This is a genomic window from Megasphaera geminata F0357, from assembly GCF_000239275.1.
GTDB lineage: Bacteria > Bacillota > Negativicutes > Veillonellales > Megasphaeraceae > Megasphaera > Megasphaera geminata.
The window spans coordinates 1823-20043 of the sequence record NZ_JH417604.1 but is presented as its reverse complement, the minus strand read 5'-3'; the positions used below and the strand labels follow the sequence as shown (position 1 = coordinate 20043).

Annotated in this window: 21 protein-coding genes, 1 pseudogene and 1 riboswitch; of the genes and pseudogenes, 4 read left to right on the top strand and 18 right to left on the bottom strand. The window is 44.3% G+C overall.

Annotated features, from left to right (window positions below; translation table 11 throughout):
- The 3 genes and pseudogenes from HMPREF0080_RS06535 to HMPREF0080_RS06525 all read left to right on the top strand — a co-directional run bounded on the left by HMPREF0080_RS06535 (position 1) and on the right by HMPREF0080_RS06525 (position 2599).
- Complete coding sequence (locus HMPREF0080_RS06535) at positions 1–1296, top strand: L-cysteine desulfidase family protein (protein ID WP_006790570.1); 1296 nt, start codon at positions 1–3, stop codon at positions 1294–1296.
- A gap of 99 nt (positions 1297–1395) precedes the next feature.
- Positions 1396–1752 carry a DUF134 domain-containing protein gene (locus HMPREF0080_RS06530; protein WP_006790569.1) on the top strand — a complete coding sequence of 119 codons (357 nt, stop codon included), beginning with the start codon at positions 1396–1398 and terminating at the stop codon, positions 1750–1752.
- A 5-nt stretch (positions 1753–1757) separates the two neighbouring features.
- A pseudogene (locus HMPREF0080_RS06525) lies at positions 1758–2599 on the top strand (P-loop NTPase).
- Between the two features lie 54 nt (positions 2600–2653).
- Here the strand turns inward: HMPREF0080_RS06525 and HMPREF0080_RS11350 are convergent.
- From HMPREF0080_RS11350 to dinB, 5 genes are all read right to left on the bottom strand, one after another.
- Positions 2654–3013, bottom strand: coding sequence for a branched-chain amino acid transport system II carrier protein (locus tag HMPREF0080_RS11350; protein ID WP_280959843.1), 360 nt, complete (start codon positions 3011–3013; stop codon positions 2654–2656).
- A complete protein-coding gene (locus HMPREF0080_RS11345) occupies positions 2961–3221 on the bottom strand; it encodes a branched-chain amino acid transport system II carrier protein (RefSeq protein WP_280959842.1) in 261 nt (86 codons plus the stop codon). Before HMPREF0080_RS11345 ends, HMPREF0080_RS11350 begins: the two co-directional genes overlap by 53 nt.
- On the bottom strand, positions 3199–3963 hold the full coding sequence (locus HMPREF0080_RS11340) for a branched-chain amino acid transport system II carrier protein (RefSeq protein WP_006790564.1): 765 nt from the start codon (positions 3961–3963) through the stop codon (positions 3199–3201). Before HMPREF0080_RS11340 ends, HMPREF0080_RS11345 begins: the two co-directional genes overlap by 23 nt.
- Positions 3964–4033: 70 nt before the next feature.
- A riboswitch (SAM riboswitch) is annotated at positions 4034–4137 on the bottom strand.
- 747 nt (positions 4138–4884) lie between these two features.
- The gene (locus HMPREF0080_RS10895; protein WP_006790562.1) at positions 4885–5478 is read right to left on the bottom strand and encodes a DinB/UmuC family translesion DNA polymerase; all 594 of its coding nucleotides are present in this window, start codon (positions 5476–5478) and stop codon (positions 4885–4887) included.
- Positions 5441–6070: a DNA polymerase IV gene (gene dinB / locus HMPREF0080_RS10890; RefSeq protein WP_245527249.1), complete on the bottom strand. Its 630-nt coding sequence runs from the start codon at positions 6068–6070 to the stop codon at positions 5441–5443. Before dinB ends, HMPREF0080_RS10895 begins: the two co-directional genes overlap by 38 nt.
- A gap of 153 nt (positions 6071–6223) precedes the next feature.
- On the opposite strand from dinB, the gene HMPREF0080_RS06505 reads away from it, so the two are divergent.
- Positions 6224–7123, top strand: coding sequence for a LysR family transcriptional regulator (locus HMPREF0080_RS06505; RefSeq protein ID WP_006790560.1), 900 nt, complete (start codon positions 6224–6226; stop codon positions 7121–7123).
- A 25-nt stretch (positions 7124–7148) separates the two neighbouring features.
- Here the strand turns inward: HMPREF0080_RS06505 and HMPREF0080_RS06500 are convergent, their stop codons facing one another.
- The 13 genes from HMPREF0080_RS06500 to HMPREF0080_RS06455 form a co-directional block, all read right to left on the bottom strand.
- Positions 7149–8084: a C40 family peptidase gene (locus tag HMPREF0080_RS06500; protein WP_006790559.1), complete on the bottom strand. Its 936-nt coding sequence runs from the start codon at positions 8082–8084 to the stop codon at positions 7149–7151.
- Between the two features lie 96 nt (positions 8085–8180).
- Positions 8181–9083, bottom strand: a complete 903-nt coding sequence (locus HMPREF0080_RS06495) for a LysR family transcriptional regulator (RefSeq protein WP_050808841.1) — start codon at positions 9081–9083, stop codon at positions 8181–8183.
- A 451-nt stretch (positions 9084–9534) separates the two neighbouring features.
- Positions 9535–10302, bottom strand: a complete 768-nt coding sequence (locus HMPREF0080_RS06490) for a TatD family hydrolase (RefSeq protein WP_006790557.1) — start codon at positions 10300–10302, stop codon at positions 9535–9537.
- Entirely contained in the window at positions 10302–12245 is a 1944-nt protein-coding gene (gene metG, locus HMPREF0080_RS06485; RefSeq protein ID WP_006790556.1) for a methionine--tRNA ligase, read from the bottom strand. Before metG ends, HMPREF0080_RS06490 begins: the two co-directional genes overlap by 1 nt.
- Positions 12246–12309: 64 nt before the next feature.
- On the bottom strand, positions 12310–13152 hold the full coding sequence (gene rsmI, locus HMPREF0080_RS06480; RefSeq protein ID WP_006790555.1) for a 16S rRNA (cytidine(1402)-2'-O)-methyltransferase: 843 nt from the start codon (positions 13150–13152) through the stop codon (positions 12310–12312).
- Between the two features lie 9 nt (positions 13153–13161).
- A complete protein-coding gene (locus HMPREF0080_RS10885; RefSeq protein ID WP_245527248.1) occupies positions 13162–13353 on the bottom strand; it encodes a hypothetical protein in 192 nt (63 codons plus the stop codon).
- Positions 13354–13522: 169 nt separating this feature from the next.
- Entirely contained in the window at positions 13523–13894 is a 372-nt protein-coding gene (locus tag HMPREF0080_RS10880) for an RsmD family RNA methyltransferase (protein WP_006790553.1), read from the bottom strand.
- Positions 13884–14726: a PSP1 domain-containing protein gene (locus tag HMPREF0080_RS06470; RefSeq protein WP_006790552.1), complete on the bottom strand. Its 843-nt coding sequence runs from the start codon at positions 14724–14726 to the stop codon at positions 13884–13886. The genes HMPREF0080_RS10880 and HMPREF0080_RS06470 overlap by 11 nt, the downstream gene beginning before the upstream one ends.
- On the bottom strand, positions 14727–15089 hold the full coding sequence (locus HMPREF0080_RS09730; protein WP_050808840.1) for a DNA polymerase III subunit delta' C-terminal domain-containing protein: 363 nt from the start codon (positions 15087–15089) through the stop codon (positions 14727–14729).
- Between the two features lie 135 nt (positions 15090–15224).
- Positions 15225–15716, bottom strand: a complete 492-nt coding sequence (locus tag HMPREF0080_RS09725; protein ID WP_050808839.1) for an AAA family ATPase — start codon at positions 15714–15716, stop codon at positions 15225–15227.
- 83 nt (positions 15717–15799) lie between these two features.
- Positions 15800–16630: a nickel pincer cofactor biosynthesis protein LarC gene (gene larC, locus HMPREF0080_RS06460; protein ID WP_040347432.1), complete on the bottom strand. Its 831-nt coding sequence runs from the start codon at positions 16628–16630 to the stop codon at positions 15800–15802.
- A gap of 302 nt (positions 16631–16932) precedes the next feature.
- Positions 16933–17094, bottom strand: coding sequence for a hypothetical protein (locus tag HMPREF0080_RS09950; protein ID WP_006790546.1), 162 nt, complete (start codon positions 17092–17094; stop codon positions 16933–16935).
- 525 nt (positions 17095–17619) lie between these two features.
- Positions 17620–18221 (bottom strand): amino acid ABC transporter permease (locus HMPREF0080_RS06455; RefSeq protein WP_006790545.1); only part of this gene is annotated, 602 nt, incomplete at its 5' end.

The window sequence follows — 18221 nt, the reverse complement described above, 5'->3', positions numbered from 1 at the left end:
ATGACCGATACGCAAATTTATGAACGGATAGTAGAAATTTTACACAAAGAAGTAGTCTATGCAACGGGATGTACCGAACCGATTGCCCTGGCCTATGCGGCAGCCGTTGCACGCAAACACTTAGGCTGTACGCCCGATAAAATAGAAGCTTTCGTGTCGCCCAATTTAATGAAAAACGGGATGGCTGTAAAAGTCCCCGGTACGGGACTACCGGGCATGGATGTGGCCGCCGCAGTCGGCGTAACCGGCGGTGACCCGAACGGAGGACTCGACGTGTTACACCATCTTTCTGCAGAAGCTGTCGAAAAAGCAAAAAATTTACTTGCAAAAAAACGGGTTTTAGTCGATATTGCCGACACGGAGCTTCCCTTATATGCAGAAGCCAAACTCAGTCGCGGCAATCATTGGTCTCGCGTGGTCATTCAAGGCAGCCATACCAATATTATTCGCATTGAAACCGATGAGAAGATCTTTCTGTCCAAAGAAGATTCCGGCAGTGTAACTAAAGATCCAAATGAGGATTTTCTTCATTCCTTAAACTTGAAAATTCTCTATAATTTTGCTACTGCTGTTCCACTCAACAGGATAGAATTTATGGAAGAAGCAGGTCTTGTAAACGATGCCTTGTCCCGCGCAGGGCTACAAAAAGAGTACGGCCTTTGTCTGGGCAAATCAATGCAGGATGATCTGCAAAACGGATTGTCTATAGATAATCTTCACGACCGTATCGTTATGGAAACAACCGCCGCGTCGGATGCCCGCATGGGCGGAGCCCCTTTACCCGCAATGACTAATGCCGGTTCGGGAGATCAAGGCATTACGGCGACCGTGCCGGTCAATGTAACGGCACGGTACGTAAACGCATCGCGTGAAAAACATATTCGCGCTCTCACTCTATCTCACATTACGGCAATTTATATTCACAGTTTCTATCCAAAGCTTTCCGCTCTCTGTGCCACTGCCACAGCCGCCATGGGCGCGGCCGTCGGTATGACGTTACTCTTTGACGGCGGCTACACGGAACTGGAAGCAACCATTGCCAATATGACGGCCGAACATATCGGCATGATTTGTGACGGGGCCGGTGACGGCTGTTCTCTGAAAATTGCCACAGCCGTCGATGCCGCCTATAGAGCGGTCTTCCTTTCACGCAGGGGAATTCGCGTTAACGGGACTGAAGGGCTGGTCAGCAATACGGCTGATGAGTCTATTCGCAATATAGGCACCTTGGCAACTAAAGGCTTGAAAGTCGCTGATAAAGAAGTATTGCAGATCATGATTTCCAAAAATAAATAATCTCCTGTCTTTATATGATATCAAATATTTGCCCTTATTCCGAATAATTGACATATGTCATTATCCTCCTATAATGTATATGAAGGGGGGGTATTCCCTATGGCAAGACCGCATCGTTCCAGATGTATCTGTTCTCTTCCGACAATATGTGAGTTTTCACCGAAAACAGGAACAACTGTCCGCAAGAATATTATCATGACCGTTGATGAATATGAGGTTATTCGTCTTATCGACCTGCTCGAACTGACACAGGAGGAATGCGCCTTACAATTGGAAGTATCACGTACAACCGTAACGGCTATCTATACCGCGGCTCGGCGTAAGTTAGCCCAGTCCATAATCGAAGGAGAAACCCTGCTTATCCAAGGCGGCAATATAACAGTTTGTTCGCACACGGAATCTTGCAGTCATTACTGTTGTAAAGTTCCCCGTAACCGCATACATAAAGGAGATTGATTGAAATGAGTGAAAATTGCACAAAAACCACCTGTTCCGGTTGCAGCAGCGACTGTTCAGATCGCAAAGAACCGCAAAGCCTCTTGGCCGCGCCTCATGAAGGGACACATGTAAAACATGTTATCGCAGTTGTCAGCGGTAAAGGCGGCGTCGGTAAGTCTCTCGTCACATCTTTTTTAGCTGTAAAAATGCAAGAAAAAGGGTATAAAACAGCTATCCTTGATGCCGATATTACAGGCCCGTCTATTCCGCAGGCATTCGGCCTCAAAACTCGTGCTAACGGCAATGAAACAGGAATTATTCCGGTTAAAACTAAATCGGGGATCAAAGTCATGTCCATGAATGTCCTTCTCGACAATGCCGTCGATCCTGTTGTTTGGCGCGGCCCCGTTATCGGCAGTGCGGTAAAACAGTTCTGGACAGATGTTCTATGGGGCGATATCGACTATATGTTCATCGATATGCTGCAACCGGAACGGGGGATGTCCCTTTAACGGTCTTCCAATCTTTACCGATCGAAGGCATTATCGTTGTTACATCACCGCAGGAACTCGTTTCCATGATTGTAGAAAAAGCGCTCCGTATGGCCGATCTCATGAAAGTCCCAGTACTCAGCGTAGTCGAGAACATGAGCTATTTCGAATGTCCGGACTGCCATAAAAAGCATGCAATCTTCGGCAAGAGTCATGTGGATGAAGCCGCTAAAAAATATAATATTCCTCATGTTGCCAAGTTACCTATCGACCCGGAATTTACCGCCTGTGTTGACAACGGCGACATAGAAGGATACGGCTCGAAATATCTTTCTGAAACGGCCGAATTCCTTGTCCAAACCTTGGGATCCTAAAAATACAATACAGCTCCTTTGCCATATGGTGAAGGAGCTTTTTATCGTTTACACTTATAACGCTTCTTTTTTTGTGTTTACGATTCCGATAATACCACCGCCGACGAGACCGACAAGAAAAGGGCCAAGCCAACCGAATCCGATCTCAGACAAAGGAGCAGCCATAACGATCGTCCGGGCGAAATTGAGATTACTGAGACCGGGTAAAGCTTCCAGAAGCGCATAAATAACAACCAAATAGGTAGCTCCCTTATAAGCGCTGTCATTAGGAATAATTTTAGAAAAGGTGCCCAATACCATGAGAGCCAACACAGGCGGATAACTAATACTGAAAATCCAACCGATATATGTGACAATACCGTCAACGCCTAAAAGCGCAGTCAATGCGGATAATATACATGTTCCTACAGCCAATGTCTTGTAACTGACTCTTGCCGTTTGATGCCGTATGAAAGAAATCCGCCACTGCCGCAATCTGACCGACAGCGGTAGTTAAACATGCAAGAATAACAGCGATACCCATAGGAATCATAAACGACCGGCCAACACGCTTAATCACGGCGACAAGAAGTTCTGCTCGGCCGATATTTGCCGAATAATCACCGCTTACACAAGCACCCATAAAAAGAAGGCTGCCATAGATAACTTGGCAACAAAATAATCGTCACCACACCACAATAAAGCATCATCTGATTACGTTGTCCCGCCATCTTATAGCCCTTATTTTCTATAGAATGAATGAACAACGCTGCCATAATAAAGCTGACAAGGACATCGCCCGTATTATACCCGCCGAGAAAAGCATTGACAAAAGGATTATCCACTGTTGCCGTTACAGGCGTGCCTATAGGCAATATAACACCGAGGCTCCCTATAACAATCAAAATCAGCGCTAATAAGGGCGTCAAATATTTGCCGATCTTATCAAGTACACTGTTTTCATCAGCTGTAAACCAAAAGGAAATCAAAAAGTAGCCGACGACACAGGGTATAAACGGTACTTCCGGAAAATTCCCCTGAATGCCGAGCTGAATAGCTGTCGCACAGGTTCTGGGAATAGATACAAACGTACAAATCACCATAAGCAACGCCAGTAAAATATTATATGTATATATGCCTACATGATCTGTAATACGACGTACCTCCCCATGAAAAGAAATAATGAGCAAAGCAAAAACAGGAAGTAAAATGCCCGATAGAGTCAAACCGATTAGGGCGGAACCATATGATGAACCGCTTACCAATCCTAATTGGGGCGGAAAAATCAAATTTCCTGCGCCGAAATAGGTTGCAAAAAAAGCAAATCCCAAGATTAAAACATCTTTTACTTTGATGCTTTTAGACTCCGACGGCATATTATTCATTAAAACGTCCCCCTCATTATAAATATAAAAAACGTCATCTTTACAGATGACGTCATGTACGTTAGGTCAATTATCATCTGCCGATACCGGTGATATCGTCGGAATTGGCACCTTTCCGTCCGGAAGGTTGCCGCAGCTTCATCGGGCCGTTCCCTCAACTGCTCTTGATGAGTATACAATTGTATGATGAGATAATACACAAGTAACATAAAAATGTCAATACATTACCGACACTCTCAGCAAAATATATTGAATCACTAAGTGGATAAGTGGTGCCGCTTGAGTGAGTAAATCAGTTATTTTACTGTTTTCCTAATAAATACCTTCGAAATACCTTCGAATTTACGTGCATAATCCGAAGAATAATATGCCAGTCATCCATAAATTCACACATTCTGTACACATAAACCACAACATTATCATAATCCCCTGTATTCCCTATAACCAAGCCATTTATAATGATAATCCAGATGTTATTGCAGTCCTGTCGAATTCAAGTTATCAACAATCTCCAAGAGTCTTATACTGAATCGCTTCCTGTAAAAAAGGCTGAAATAGACAATAAAAAAAGTTATGCACAATGATACTGGTCTCTGTGGCATGATTGTGTATAACTTGTGAATAACTGTCTAGACTACAGGGCGGCTCCAGTCAATATGTACTTCTATGTCTTCCCAAATTTTGCCTAATGCAAGTTTAAATATTTCTAAACTTGCATTAGGCATAGCATTAATCAGTTCATATTCAGAAAGGTCGGTAAATTTCTTTAGCGACTTTACGGTCGTTAAATACTCAACAACCTTCCGGTTAATACCGTCATCATTTAAAAAAACCTGCACCTCTTTCGTATCTCATCATACTGAATGTACCCTTCATTATCAGCGCCCGTATGAGCAGCCACTTTATAAATAGACATATATCCTACTCCTTTTCTTTCCTTTGAGACTGAACCGTTTGCCAGAAAAATCCTTTCATAATAGCCCTTCTACCGAATCGTTCCTGTAACTTATCAATAACGGCAGTCACTTTTTCCTTGGACATTCCGTCACGAGAGAAAAGATCTTCCTGTATGGCTAAAGGCTGTAATCGGCTGACACTAATGCCCAACAACCTGACTGCCCTTTTTCCTACCTTTTTAGCATATAACTTTTTCGCTGAAAAATAAAGTTGTTCTTCTGAATAGGCACCTGTACTATCGAAAGTCGACGAACGGGTAATCGTTTCAAAATCAGCATATCGCACTTTTAAAGTTACCGTTCTCCCCATAAGGGAATTTTGTCGCAGACGTTGCGCCACTTCCCCGGCTAAAATCCGTAACTGTGTATCTATTTCTTCAAAAGCGCTCAAATCACGTTCATACGTGTGTTCACTGCCCACCGTCTTAAGCTTGCAGCCGACTTCCAAAGGACGATTATCTCTCCCGTGCGCTAAATCAAGAAGGCGTTGTGCTTGATTTCCGACGAGGGGCTGTAATATTTCAGGCGAAGCGGCAGCAAGATCGCCAATATGTTTCAAAACCTGCGGCAAGAAGCTTTTCTTCTGTTACTTTACCGACACCCCAAATCTTACGGAGCGTCAAAGGGGCTAAAAATCCTTCTTCTTTTCCGTAAGGAATACAGACAAGGCCGTCCGGTTTATTCAAATCGGATGCCAGTTTAGCAAGGAATTTATTCGGCCCGATACCGACTGAAGCCACTAATCCTGTTGTTTCTTTGATCTCCTTTTTTATATCAAATCCTATTTCACGAATATCCTTATAATGCCAGCCCATGCCGGAAATATCCAGAAACGCCTCGTCGAGTGACAGCGGCTCAATATACGGCGAATAGCGTGAAAAGATCAAGCGGATTTGATGAGAAATACGACGATAATGTGCCATACGCACAGGTAAAAACACTCCGTCAGGACAAAGCGCGCGTGCACGTTTCATGCTAAGCGCCGAATGAATACCGTAATGCCGCGCTTCATATGAAGCCGTTGCCACAACGCCCCGATCACTCAGACCGCCGACAATAACAGGGCGGCCGCGCAGTACCGGATTATCTCTCTGCTCAATAGAAGCATAAAATGCATCCATATCAACATGCATGATCCATCGCTTTGTCACTTCCTTTCACCTCCTGCCCAAAGTGTATTCTATATAAGGTATGCCTATAAAAACATGGGAATGGTATATATTTTTCGTTCTATTCTTAAACGAAAAATGTTAATATATACACATATGATATAATGATATAAATGGAGAAATGAGGCCCGGAAAATGGATTTATTCCAACTAACTTACTTTATCGAAGTAGCTCATAAAAAAAGCTTTACGAAAGCGTCGCACTCCTTACACATCAGTCAGCCGTCCATCAGCAAAGGAATTAAAGCCTTGGAAACATATTGGCAGGTACAGCTCTTCAACAGAACAGGAAAACACGTAGAGCTGACAGAAACAGGCGCCTACCTCCTGCCCAAAATTGAGGCTATTATTGATGAGCTCTCACAAATCAATGAAGAACTGGAATCACCGCAATACTTTAATTCCGGGATCATTTCCGTCGGTATTCCGCCCATGATCGGCTCTACTTTTATTTCCCCCTTCATTCACAGATTTGTAACAACTTATCCCGAGATAAAACTGGAACTGACCGAAGTCGGTTCGCAAGAAATAATTTCTTCAATCGATAACGGCACCATTCAAGCCGGTTTTGTAGCATTACCCATTAATACAGATACACCCTACGACTTTTTCATTTTCGACCAAGAATTCTTACATGTTGTTTTATGGCCCGGACATCCCTTGTCGGACAAAAGCGAGTTGACCTTGGAAAATATAAAAGACGAAGCGCTCATCTATTATCCGGAAAGCTTTTCCCTCCATAATTATATTCGCTCATTCTATCAAAAAATCTCCGCGCGACCGATAATTATCGGTCAAACGAGTAACTGGGATTTTATGGGCGAGATGGTACGTACTAAATTAGGTATCGCTCTTTTACCTCAATCTATTTGTAATCGTTTCAACTCAACTCAATTAAAGACAATCCCTTTAGTGGAACCAAAAATACCCTGGACGTTAGCCATGGTCTGGAAAAGCAGAGGATTTCTTTCTCATTCGACACGTATGTGGGTGAACAGTTTTAAAGAATACTATAAAAATCCTCGAATTAAATAACGCATCCCCCTGCGGATGAATCATTTCAGCAAAATATACGTTTAGCTCCCCTATAACGAGGACTCCAATATTCATCAAACAGATTGTCCATACTTACACCGTTGTTGCCGGCATGGATAAACTGCCCATTTCCTATATAGATACCCGAATGAGAAATCCCGGATGCATACGTGGAAAAAAAGACAAGATCACCGGGCTGCAAATTAGCAGTCTCTACAGCACTGCCAACTGTAAACTGCTCATCTGCCATACGCGGTAACTCTATTCCTACAGATTCATACACATAGCGCGTAAAGCCGGAGCAGTCAAATCCGGCAGGCGTCGTGCCGCCGAAAACATAAGGTACACCGAGATTGCCGTTAGCAACTGCCATAAGGCGTCCGAAAAGTTCTTTGTTACCGGCTTTCCCGGTATTGCCGATACAGCGCAATGACCCGCCCTGTAATGTCTGTCCCGTTAAGGAAGTATACGTAAGGTTACCGACTATACCGTCTGCATCAAGCCCTTGTTTAGTTTGAAAATCACGAACGGCTTGTTCCGTGTTTATACCGAAAATACCGTCCACGGAAAGATCATAACCACGTCCGGCAAGTGCCGCCTGAACGGCGGTTATTTCTCTTTCTGCCACCATAAGCTCAGCATCAGGTAAGCCTGATTTCTGCACGAAATACTCGGAATGATTTTCGGGCATAGGCCGTTCCATTAAAGCCGCATAGGTCTGAGCTCCAAGAATACCGTCACATTCCAATCCATGAGCGGCTTGAAATTTCCGGATCGCCTCAGTCGTACTCGTGCCGTAATCCCCATCCACGCTTAACGATATACCATTATTCACCAATGCCTGCTGTATTTCTCTGATTTGTGCCCCTCTGTCACCGGGATGAAAAGTAGCGCCGCAGGTGATTGTCAGAACTGCAGAAAAAAGCCACAACAACCATGCTGTTTTGCGAAAAAACTTCATATAATCGCACTCCTTAAATCTCTAGCAAGAAAATAGCTATCGGCAAGGCATCCCTCCACCGATAGCTATTAGATTTACTGTACTGTAATTAGTTTATCACTCGATACAGGCCTTGTCAAAACCCTCCGGAACAACCGTACAAAGTTCTGAACAAAGGCGTTTGAACACATCTCTATCCACGCCTTTAACAGGACAGATGAATGAAAACGTATTAACACAAACAAGACCATGTATATCTATTTCTCGCAAAATCCCGCGTTCAATGTCATCACGGACGGCACTTTCATAAAGAAAGGCCACACCTATATTACGTAAAGCTAATTTCTTTACCAAGTCGGGTGTCCCTAAATCGACATGAAAGAACAAATCATCCAAGAAAACATTGTGCTCTTGAAATGCGTTCTCTAAAAGACGACGCGCCGGAGTTTCCTTTGCACAAAGAAGCAATCGATGATCAGTTAGGTTCAATAAATTAATCGGACTGCCTATATCATAATCGGCACCGCAACAAGCGATTAATCGCTCTCTTGCAAAGGGCACCGACTCGTAGGAAGGGGAATCAACAGTTCCTTCAATCATGGCAAAATCAATTTTTCCTTCTTCTAAATTTGCCAATAATTCATCTGTAGTACCTAAAATAATACTCACCGTTACACCGGTATGCCGTTTTAAAAATTCTGTCAAACGGTCACAAATATCGTATTCCGCAATAGTTAAAGTAGCTCCAAAAGATATCTTTTGTTTGCGATTTTTTATACGTCGCTTTAAAAGATTTGTATCATGGTAAACATTTGTTGCCATATTACGCAATAAAAGCCCCGATCGGGTCAATTTCAGCTGATGTTTTGTATAAATAAAAAGCTTGGTTCCATAATACTCCTCGAGATAACGGATATGATATGTTACCGCCGGTTGACTGAGGTGGAGTTCCGACGCCGCCCTTGTGTAATTCATATGGCGGCAAACACTTAAAAACGTATACATCCGAAAATCTAACATAAAACCGCCTCTTTTACTTATAGATTATTATTTTGTTGTACTGCTTGCCTCTGTTGTTTTTATTTTACTCCCAGAGACCTTCATCTTGCAAGGATTTGTTACAGAATATTGTAATTTAAATTTCAATTATAAATATTTTAAATTAAGAGCTATAATAAAATGAAACTTTTATCTCATTTTATTATAGCCCTTGTTATTTTCTATTATTTCTAAATTTTAAACCACGGTTAAACTCCATACTTAAACCAAAACATGGTCGTTTTATCAGATTACCCCATTATAACTCCGCCGTAACAGAGAGTATTAATACGTAAAAAAAGCACAGGCGTAACTGCAGAAGAAACTTTACCCCGCTTTATATTACAGCAGCCGATCTCTTTACCATCCGAGGTGCTCCTTCAGTCCTGACAGTCAAATTCTTCATATCCTGTCTTTTTAGAAATAATTCTGTCTAAGGGATGGCAAAAATACGCTTCCCGTTCTCCAGCGTCAACTGTTGAATCGTATCCGTATCCGTATTGCGAAGACGGGCGATTTCATCAGCAACATACCGTACGTACGCCGGCTCGTTCCGTCTGCCTCGATATGGCGGCGGCGTCAAGTACGGGCAATCTGTTTCAATAAGAATCCGGTCTTCCGGAACCTTTGACACAATATCCTTGAGTTTAACTGATTTCGGAAACACGGTCGTGCCGCCAAACCCCAGGTAAAATCCCATTTTAATAACTTCTTTTGCCATTTCCATGCTGCCTGAATAGCAATGAAAAACGCCGCGGCTTCCCTTTCCGTATTTACGGAGTATATCAACCGTATCACCATGCGCTTCTCTGTCATGAATATCAAGGGGTACATCAAGCGCAACAGCCATCTTTACCTGTTCAATAAAGACTTCCTGTTGAAGTTCTCGCGCCGGTTCGGGCCAATAATAATCAAGACCGACCTCTCCGATAGCAACAACTTTCGGATCATTTACAAGCCAATTACGTAACTGTTCAAACCCTTCAGGCGTAGCAGATACCGCCTCTTCAGGATGATAGCCGACGGCCGCATATATTTGCTTATATTTATGAGCCATAGCAACGGCTGAAGCCGATGTTTCCAGGTTCGTACCCGGGCAAAGCAGATAGTCCACGCCTGCCGCAAAAGCACGTGTCAACATTTCATCACGATCTGTATGATAAGCCTCATCGTTTACATGACAATGTGTATCGAACAACATCAGCGAACTCTGCTTCCCGGCGCCATGCCGTCGACGAAGACAACCCGCAAGTTATCATTACCGTCAGAAGCAGCCAGCAACATACCGTACGATTCGATACCGCAAAGTTTTGCCGGTTTCAGGTTCGCAACAATAATAACCTGATGCCCGATGAGATCTTCCGGTTTGTAGTACTGGGCAATACCGCTGATGATCTGGCGCCTTTCAGAGCCTAAGTCAATTTGCAGCCTCATGAGCTTTGTTGTTTTAGGCACTTTCTCACATGCTAAAATTGTACCCACACGAAGATCCGTTTCGGAGAATTGATCAATTGAAATTTCTGATTTGAACGGCTCTTTTGCAGCCGGAACAAGTTCAACAGTATCTGCTTCCGGTTTTGCTTCAGCTACTTCTTCAGCCACGTCATACCTCGGAAAAAGCGCATCTCCCTTGTCAATACGCGTACCTGCAGGATAGCCGCCCCATATCTGTGCGTCTTGCAACTGCACTTTATCGAAGTTTTTTAATCCCAACTGTTTCCATATACCCGCTGCGCCGACAGGAATAACGGGGCTGACAAGTATGGCAATGATACGCATTACTTCTAGCAGATTATAAAGAATCGTATTAAGGCGTTCTTTTTGATCCGGTTCCTTAGCAAGTACCCACGGTACCGTTTCATCAATATATTTGTTGGAACGGCGGATAAGTGTCCACGTATCACTGAGCGCATCGTCAATCTTCATGTCGTCCATCTCCCGTTCAAACTTCTTCGCTGTTTCCACAGCCAGGGCAGACAACTCATCATCAATCGGTTCCTTTACGGTCGGACCGGCAACGACGCAGTTTTCATATTTTTCAATCATAGCGAGCGTGCGCTGCAAAAGATTCCCCAAATCATTCGCCAGATCGGAGTTAATACGATTAATAAATGTGGGTAAAGAAAAGTTGCCGTCCTGACCGAGACGAACTTCCTTTAACAGATAATAGCGAAGGGCATCGGCCCCATAACGGTCAATAAGAGGAATCGGATCAATAACGTTACCGAGGGATTTACTCATCTTCGTACCGTCGACAATGAGCCACCCGTGTCCAAAGACCTTTTTCGGCAGCGGTAATCCGCAGCTCATAAGCATGATTGGCCAAATAATCGTATGGAAACGAACAATCTCCTTTCCGACAAGATGAAGGTCGGCAGGCCAGAATTTTTTAAATTTCTCCGGATCATCCAAATAGCCGGCAGCCGTTACATAATTTGCCAAGGCATCAAACCACACGTAAACAACGTGTTTCGGATCCCAAGGCACTTTGATCCCCCAATCAAAGGATGTACGAGATACACTGAGATCTTCAAGACCGCTCTTAACGAAAGCAATCATTTCATTACGGCGCGATTCAGGTTGAATAAAATCAGGATTTTCTTCAACGAATCTGAGCCATCTGTCGGCGTATTTATTAAGGCGAAGGAAGTAGCTTTCTTCTTTTACCAGTTCCAACGGGCGACCGCAGTCGGGGCAAACATGTTTACCGTTAGGCAACTTGTTTTCCGGCCAGAACGTTTCATCAGGCGTGCAATACCAGCCTTCATATTCGGATTTATAAATATCGCCGTTATCAAAGGAACGTTGCATCAGAGCCTGAACAACCTTTTCATGACGCGGCTCAGTCGTTCTAATGAAATCATCGTTGGAAATGTTGAGCCGTTTCCACAATTCTTTGAAAAGTGCAACAATTTCATCGACATATTCGATAGGTTTCATGCCTTTGGCTTCGGCAGCACGCTGAATTTTTTGGCCGTGTTCATCAGAACCGGTTAAGAAAAATGTATCATCGCCACGAAGACGATGATACCGTGCCAGCGAGTCGGCAATAGTTGTGCAATATGTATGCCCGATGTGAAGCTTCGCACTAGGGTAATAAATCGGCGTAGTAATATAATAACTGTTTTTTCCTTTATCAGACATGAATATACCTCCCGTAGTCAACAAACGGACCGGATCAACGAATACCCGTACCGGTGTACCGGTCTTATAGATTCAGTACAGTTCGATACACTTCGCGTTTCGGTACGCCGCAGCATTCAGCCACAATACGAATTGAATCTTTTTTATTTATACCCTCCGCCATAAGACGGGTAACCAGGGTTATATACTCTTCAGGTCCGAAGTTCCTCTCTATATGTGCTTCACAGCCCGCGACGAGAATAACGAATTCACCGCGCGCCCCTGTAACGGCAAGTTTGGCCCGTACTTCCGACAGTGTACCGCGTATATATTCTTCATGTTTCTTTGTCAATTCCCGGCAAAGAGTAATCGTCCTGTCGCCGAAGACCGCTTCCATTTCGGCAAGTACCTTCTCTATTCGGTGCGGTGCTTCATAGAAGATAAGCGTTCCTGTATACTCTTTCATCTTTTTTAGGACAGGAAGGCGATGTTTTTTTGTCTTCGGCAAAAAGCCGGCGAACGTAAACGCTGTCGTATCCATGCCGGAGGCAACGAGACCTGTTAATCCAGCATTGGCACCGGGCAGGGGAACAACCGGCACTCCTGCCGCCAAAGCCAAGTATACAAGGTCATTGCCGGGATCGCAAATAGCCGGCATACCCGCATCACTGACAAGAGCGATCATTTCTCCCTGCAAGACCCGCTCAATGATGACCGGCCCCTGTTCCGCTTTATTATGTTCATGATAAGAAAAGAGAGGCGTATCTATATCATAAGCCGTTAAAAGAAGCTTTGTACGGCGCGTATCTTCGGCGGCGATACGATCCGCTTCACGTAAACAACGAACCGCTCTGTACGTAATATCTTCCAAGTTGCCGATAGGTGAAGCACATAAATAAAGGGTTCCTTTGCGAAATATTTCCGCCATAAATCCTCCTCAGGCCTTTCCGTAAATTCGCAGTACTTCATCGGTATACGTACCGTCATTATTATGGGTGATAAGAGGTTCCTGTAAGACCATTCCCTCCTTGCCGCCGCGGAGACCCTCGACAAGAAAAAATTTTGCCGCTTTTCCACGCCGACCGTAAACGGGCCGCAATATTTTGGGCTCGATTTCATATCTTCGCATGGCCTCTAAAATTCCAGCTAATCGTTCACTAATGTGAACCATGCGAAAGCGGCCGTGGAACTTAAGAGCGTACGCAGCTATACGGAGGACATCATCAAGGGTAGCCGTCTCTTCATGACGAGCACGGCGAACCCCTTCCCTCCCGCTTGACGCGCCTCGAAAGAGCTCGCTAAGGGGGGTTGACATAAACGGTCGTAAAATACCCTGCTGAATACTTAGTCGCAAGTTGTCGGTAATCACTGTTCTCGACATTGATGACCGCACCTTTACCATTCAGTTCGACATTGCGTGCCGCAATGTCGGCCATAACGGGATTAAGCTCAAGCGCCGTGATCTTCTTCACGCCCCGTGCCGCTAAGATAAGCGGAATAGCTGCCGTGCCCGTGCCGAGATCCAAAACGGGACCGCGCGGCACATCACCAAAATGAGCAAGGAGAATCGTATCCAGAGAAAAACAAAATTGATCGGGCCGTTGAATGACCTTCATACCGGCCAATATGAGATCATCCAGCCGTTCTCCGTCATGAAGTTTAACTGTCATGATCCGGTTCCGCAACATCACTCCAGGCAACGTTCACAGTATGACCGTTTTCCAACTGTACTTTGACCGTATGATCTTTCATGTGGACGCGCAAAACCGTCCCCAAGCCGTCCTCTGTTATGACGCGCTGACCGACAGCCGGCGGTTTCTGTTGTTCTCCACATTTATGGCAGCCCGGGCATTTCAGCTCACCTGACGTGTAAAGAGAATTTTCATAGCGAAGACAACACATAAGGCGCCCACAGATACCGGATATTTTTGTCGGATTAAGAGACATTCCCTGACTTTTAGCCATACGAATAGATACGGGTTTAAAATCTCCAAGAAAGGCTGCACAACAAAGGGGGCGGCCGCAATAACCGATACTGCCGATCATCTTCGCCTCATCACGCAACCCTATTTGGCGTAGCTCTATACGTGTCCGGAACACGGACGCCAAATCACGGACGAGTTCACGAAAATCAATACGCCCTTCGGCCGTAAAGAAAAAAATAATCTTCCCCATATCAAAAGTATAGTCCACATCAATGAGCTTCATAGGCAGCTTATGTTTGGCAATTTTTTCAAGGCACACGGAAAAAGCCTTCTTCTCTCTCTCTTTATTTTTTTCTACTTGGCGTAAATCTTTAACAGTCGCTCGCCTGACAATAGGCTTTAAAGGCTGGACTACTTCTGCATCTTTAACCCCTCGCGGTTCAATAACAACCGTACCGAATTCCATCCCCCGTGTCGTCTCGACAATAACACCGTCTTGTATATTTAAATCAACACCGTTCGGATCAAAATAATAGACCTTTCCGGCAGGTTTAAAACGTATACCTACAACAATCAACTAATAATCTCCCCTTCCTTGGAGAAATGAAATACAGAGATAATCCCAAATCAAATGTATATTAACATGTCTCGCAGTACCTTCCATTCCTTCTTCAATTGCCTGAAGGCCCTTCATAATTGCATCTTCGGACCATTGGGGTGCAAAAGTCCTCAACCGGGAGGTATATTGCTTTAAACGTAACCGCTCCCGTGAAGCATGAGTCCGCAAAATAAGCAAATCTCGTAAGATCATGGCAATCCACTTCATAATATCAACAGACTCGTCATCTTTAAAATCGGCAGAATAGGCAATCCATTCAGCATAAGGGGCTTCGCTTTCGGTTACGGTTTTAAAAAAGAAAAAGGCTCTGTCCAAAGCCACTGAGTTACCGTCTTGAAGAAAATTCAAGGCAGTACGCACATTGCCGTCACTGATTGCCGCTATCTGTTCGTAATCCGCCCCCGTATAGCCATATCTTCCTTTAAGGACATAATCAGTTCTTCATCGGGAACCGGCTCAAAATGAAATACGACGCACCGTGAAATAATCGTAGGCAACAACAGGTGTCGGCCGGTTTGTAACTAAGATAAAGTATATTCCTTCAGCCGGTTCTTCCAATGTTTTCAACATGCGATTGGCAAACTCGGCATTCATTGTTTCCACATGGTCGATAATGAAGACACGCCGTTTCTCGGAGCTGCCGCGGAGAGAAATAATATCTTGCAAATCACGGAATTGACCGGTTTTCAACATTGTTTTTTCAGGGCCGATATAAAAAACATCTTCGCCATCATGAATCATGCTTTCAGCCGTGGAGAAGTCAATATGTTTTAAAACGGGACGCCCGACCAGAGCCGCCGCAACAGCACCGGCCGCAACAGTTTTCCCCAATCCTGCCGCGCCGGCAAATATAGATGCATGAGGCATTCTACCCGTTGTTATAAGCTCCGTAAAGCGTTTCTTCAACTGTCTGTGTCCGATAAGATCTTTAAAAAAAACGCTGGTCACATTATTATCCCCAAACATACATATTTTAATTCATTATATGAGAAAACAACGGCAAAGTCCAGTTATGCCGCCGCGCGGCCTTATTATACAGTATTAAAGGCTTTACCTGTACCGATATAGCCACGTAATACATTGGGAATAGATAAGTCCTTTGTCCCGGCTCCATACGCCACTTTTTCATGAACAAACCCTTCCGGCCGCGGCCCGGCATACGTTGCTAAAACCCTGACCAGTGCTGCCCCTGTAGGCGTGACTAATTCTCCACCTATCGTACCGCTGTAAAAGGGCAGACCTGCCAACAGTTCTGCCGTCGCCGGGGCCGGCACAGGCATACGACCGTGAGCGCACTGAACAAAGCCGCTGCCTACATGAAGCGGCGATATCCCTATCTGCTTAATACCGAGACGTTCAAGAGCCCAAACAGTGCCGACAATATCTAAAATACAATCGACAGCTCCGACTTCGTGAAAATGAACCTCTTCAGGCGGCATACCGTGAACCTTGCCTTCCGCCTCCGCTAAAACCCGGAAGACGGCAAGACTTTTTTCTTTAACCTGCGCGGACAAGCTCGCTGTCTCAATAACGGCACGAATATCTTTAAGCTTTCTATGTACATGATGATGGTCATGCTTGTGCCCGCAAAGACGAGCCAGAAAATGATGGATACCGACACTATAACTATGAACGTGATCATAATGGGAATAATGCTTTGCTTCATGTACCAAACAAACATTATAATATATAGCCTGAATGCCCATTTTATTTACACTTTCACAAATCAGCGAATATCCGTCGAGACGGATACCTGAAAAAGTTTCTTTCAGTTCATCAAACGGGATACCTGCCTGTAAAAGCATGCCAACAAACATATTGCCGCTAATACCGGAAAAACAATCTAAATATAAGGTTTTCAAAATCCATTCCTCCTGCCTATCATCCTTCACGATAATATTCGCGCATAAGCCGAACCGCATTATCTAAACAAGAAAGACCCGCTACCGAACCGATCCCTCAATCGTATATTCCCTTTCCATGTACAATCGGGATCAAACCGAGCTCTCGCAGTTGTATCTGTGATACCGGCGTTCATAAGAAAGCGTTGGAGCGGTCTGTTCGCCGCCACCCCGGCATCATTTAAGACAGACTCAAGAGAAAAATCGCTGCGGACAAAAGCCGCCGGCACAGCCAGGGCGGTCAATGGTCGGCACTCACCGTATTACCGATGCCAAAAGCTTCCCCTGTCAACCGGACTTTGGGCCATTTCCACATCGATCATAAAAGAATCTGCCATAGCCTGATTATTCATAGCAGCGGCCTTAATAAAATAACAGCGGCCGCGCGTCACCTTTAACGACTGGACACCTGCCGATTCCGGCAAATCCTATTGTAATCCCGTATCCAGAAGAATTACATTAACATCCGCTTTATGGGCGATCTTGTTAATATCAGCCCCCCTGTCGCAATCGCCTCAGCTTGTTTTCGTCTCGTCTTCTCACATGTTTTATTCTCTACGTCAACAGTATGATCCGCTGTAAAATCGCACATTCAGGTTGAGCCGGTTCAATCGAATCCCCGTAATGTTCCTATCAACTTCTTCATACCCGCATCCTATAAAAATCAGTATAACATACTCCCGTTATAACACTTACAAAAGTCTTTCAAAAATTATACACCTCTATAGTGCACTCATTTTTAATAATAGATTGTCCAACTATTTATTGTATTTATAAAACATACTTTTATATTGACAGTATCCGGCATCCCCTCTATTGTTAGAATATCGTATTGCCATACAAAGTATCTACTCGGAAGGAGGTTTATTTTGAATTTTGATTTTTCTTACTTTGCCGCCGTATTGCCGAAAGTACTGGATCATCTGGATGTAACACTCCAACTCACAGTATCATCGGCAGTGTTCGCCTTGGCTATCGGGCTTTTTATTGCCGTTATTGCCTACTATAAAATTCCTGTGCTCTACCCGTTCACGAGAATTTTCGTTTTTCTTATGCGCGGAACACTTTTGAGCGATATATTTATGCATAAGCGTTAAAATACCGATAATGACAAGGTAAACGACCATAACGGCCGCATAGATTTCAAAGTAACGGAAGGTATAGCTGCCTTCTATTTTGGCAGCTCCCATGATGTCTATGACTCCCAGCATAAATGCCAGAGATGAAAGCTTGACAATATTGATAATATCATTAAACAGTGCCGGTAAAGCGACACGAGTCGCTTGAGGTATGATGATACGGCGAATCATTTGTAAATTGGACATACCCAGTGATAGAGCCGCTTCTTTCTGACCTTCATCAACAGCCATTAAGGCACCGCGGATGCTTTCAGACATAAAAGCACCTATGTTCAGGCTCATGACGATAGCTACGGCAGGAACGGGGTCCATATCACGAATAAGTTTGCTGAATGTAGCTATGCCGTAATAAAAGAAATATAATTGAACAATAGCAGGCGTTCCGCGCATAAGAAAAACGAAAATTCTCGTGA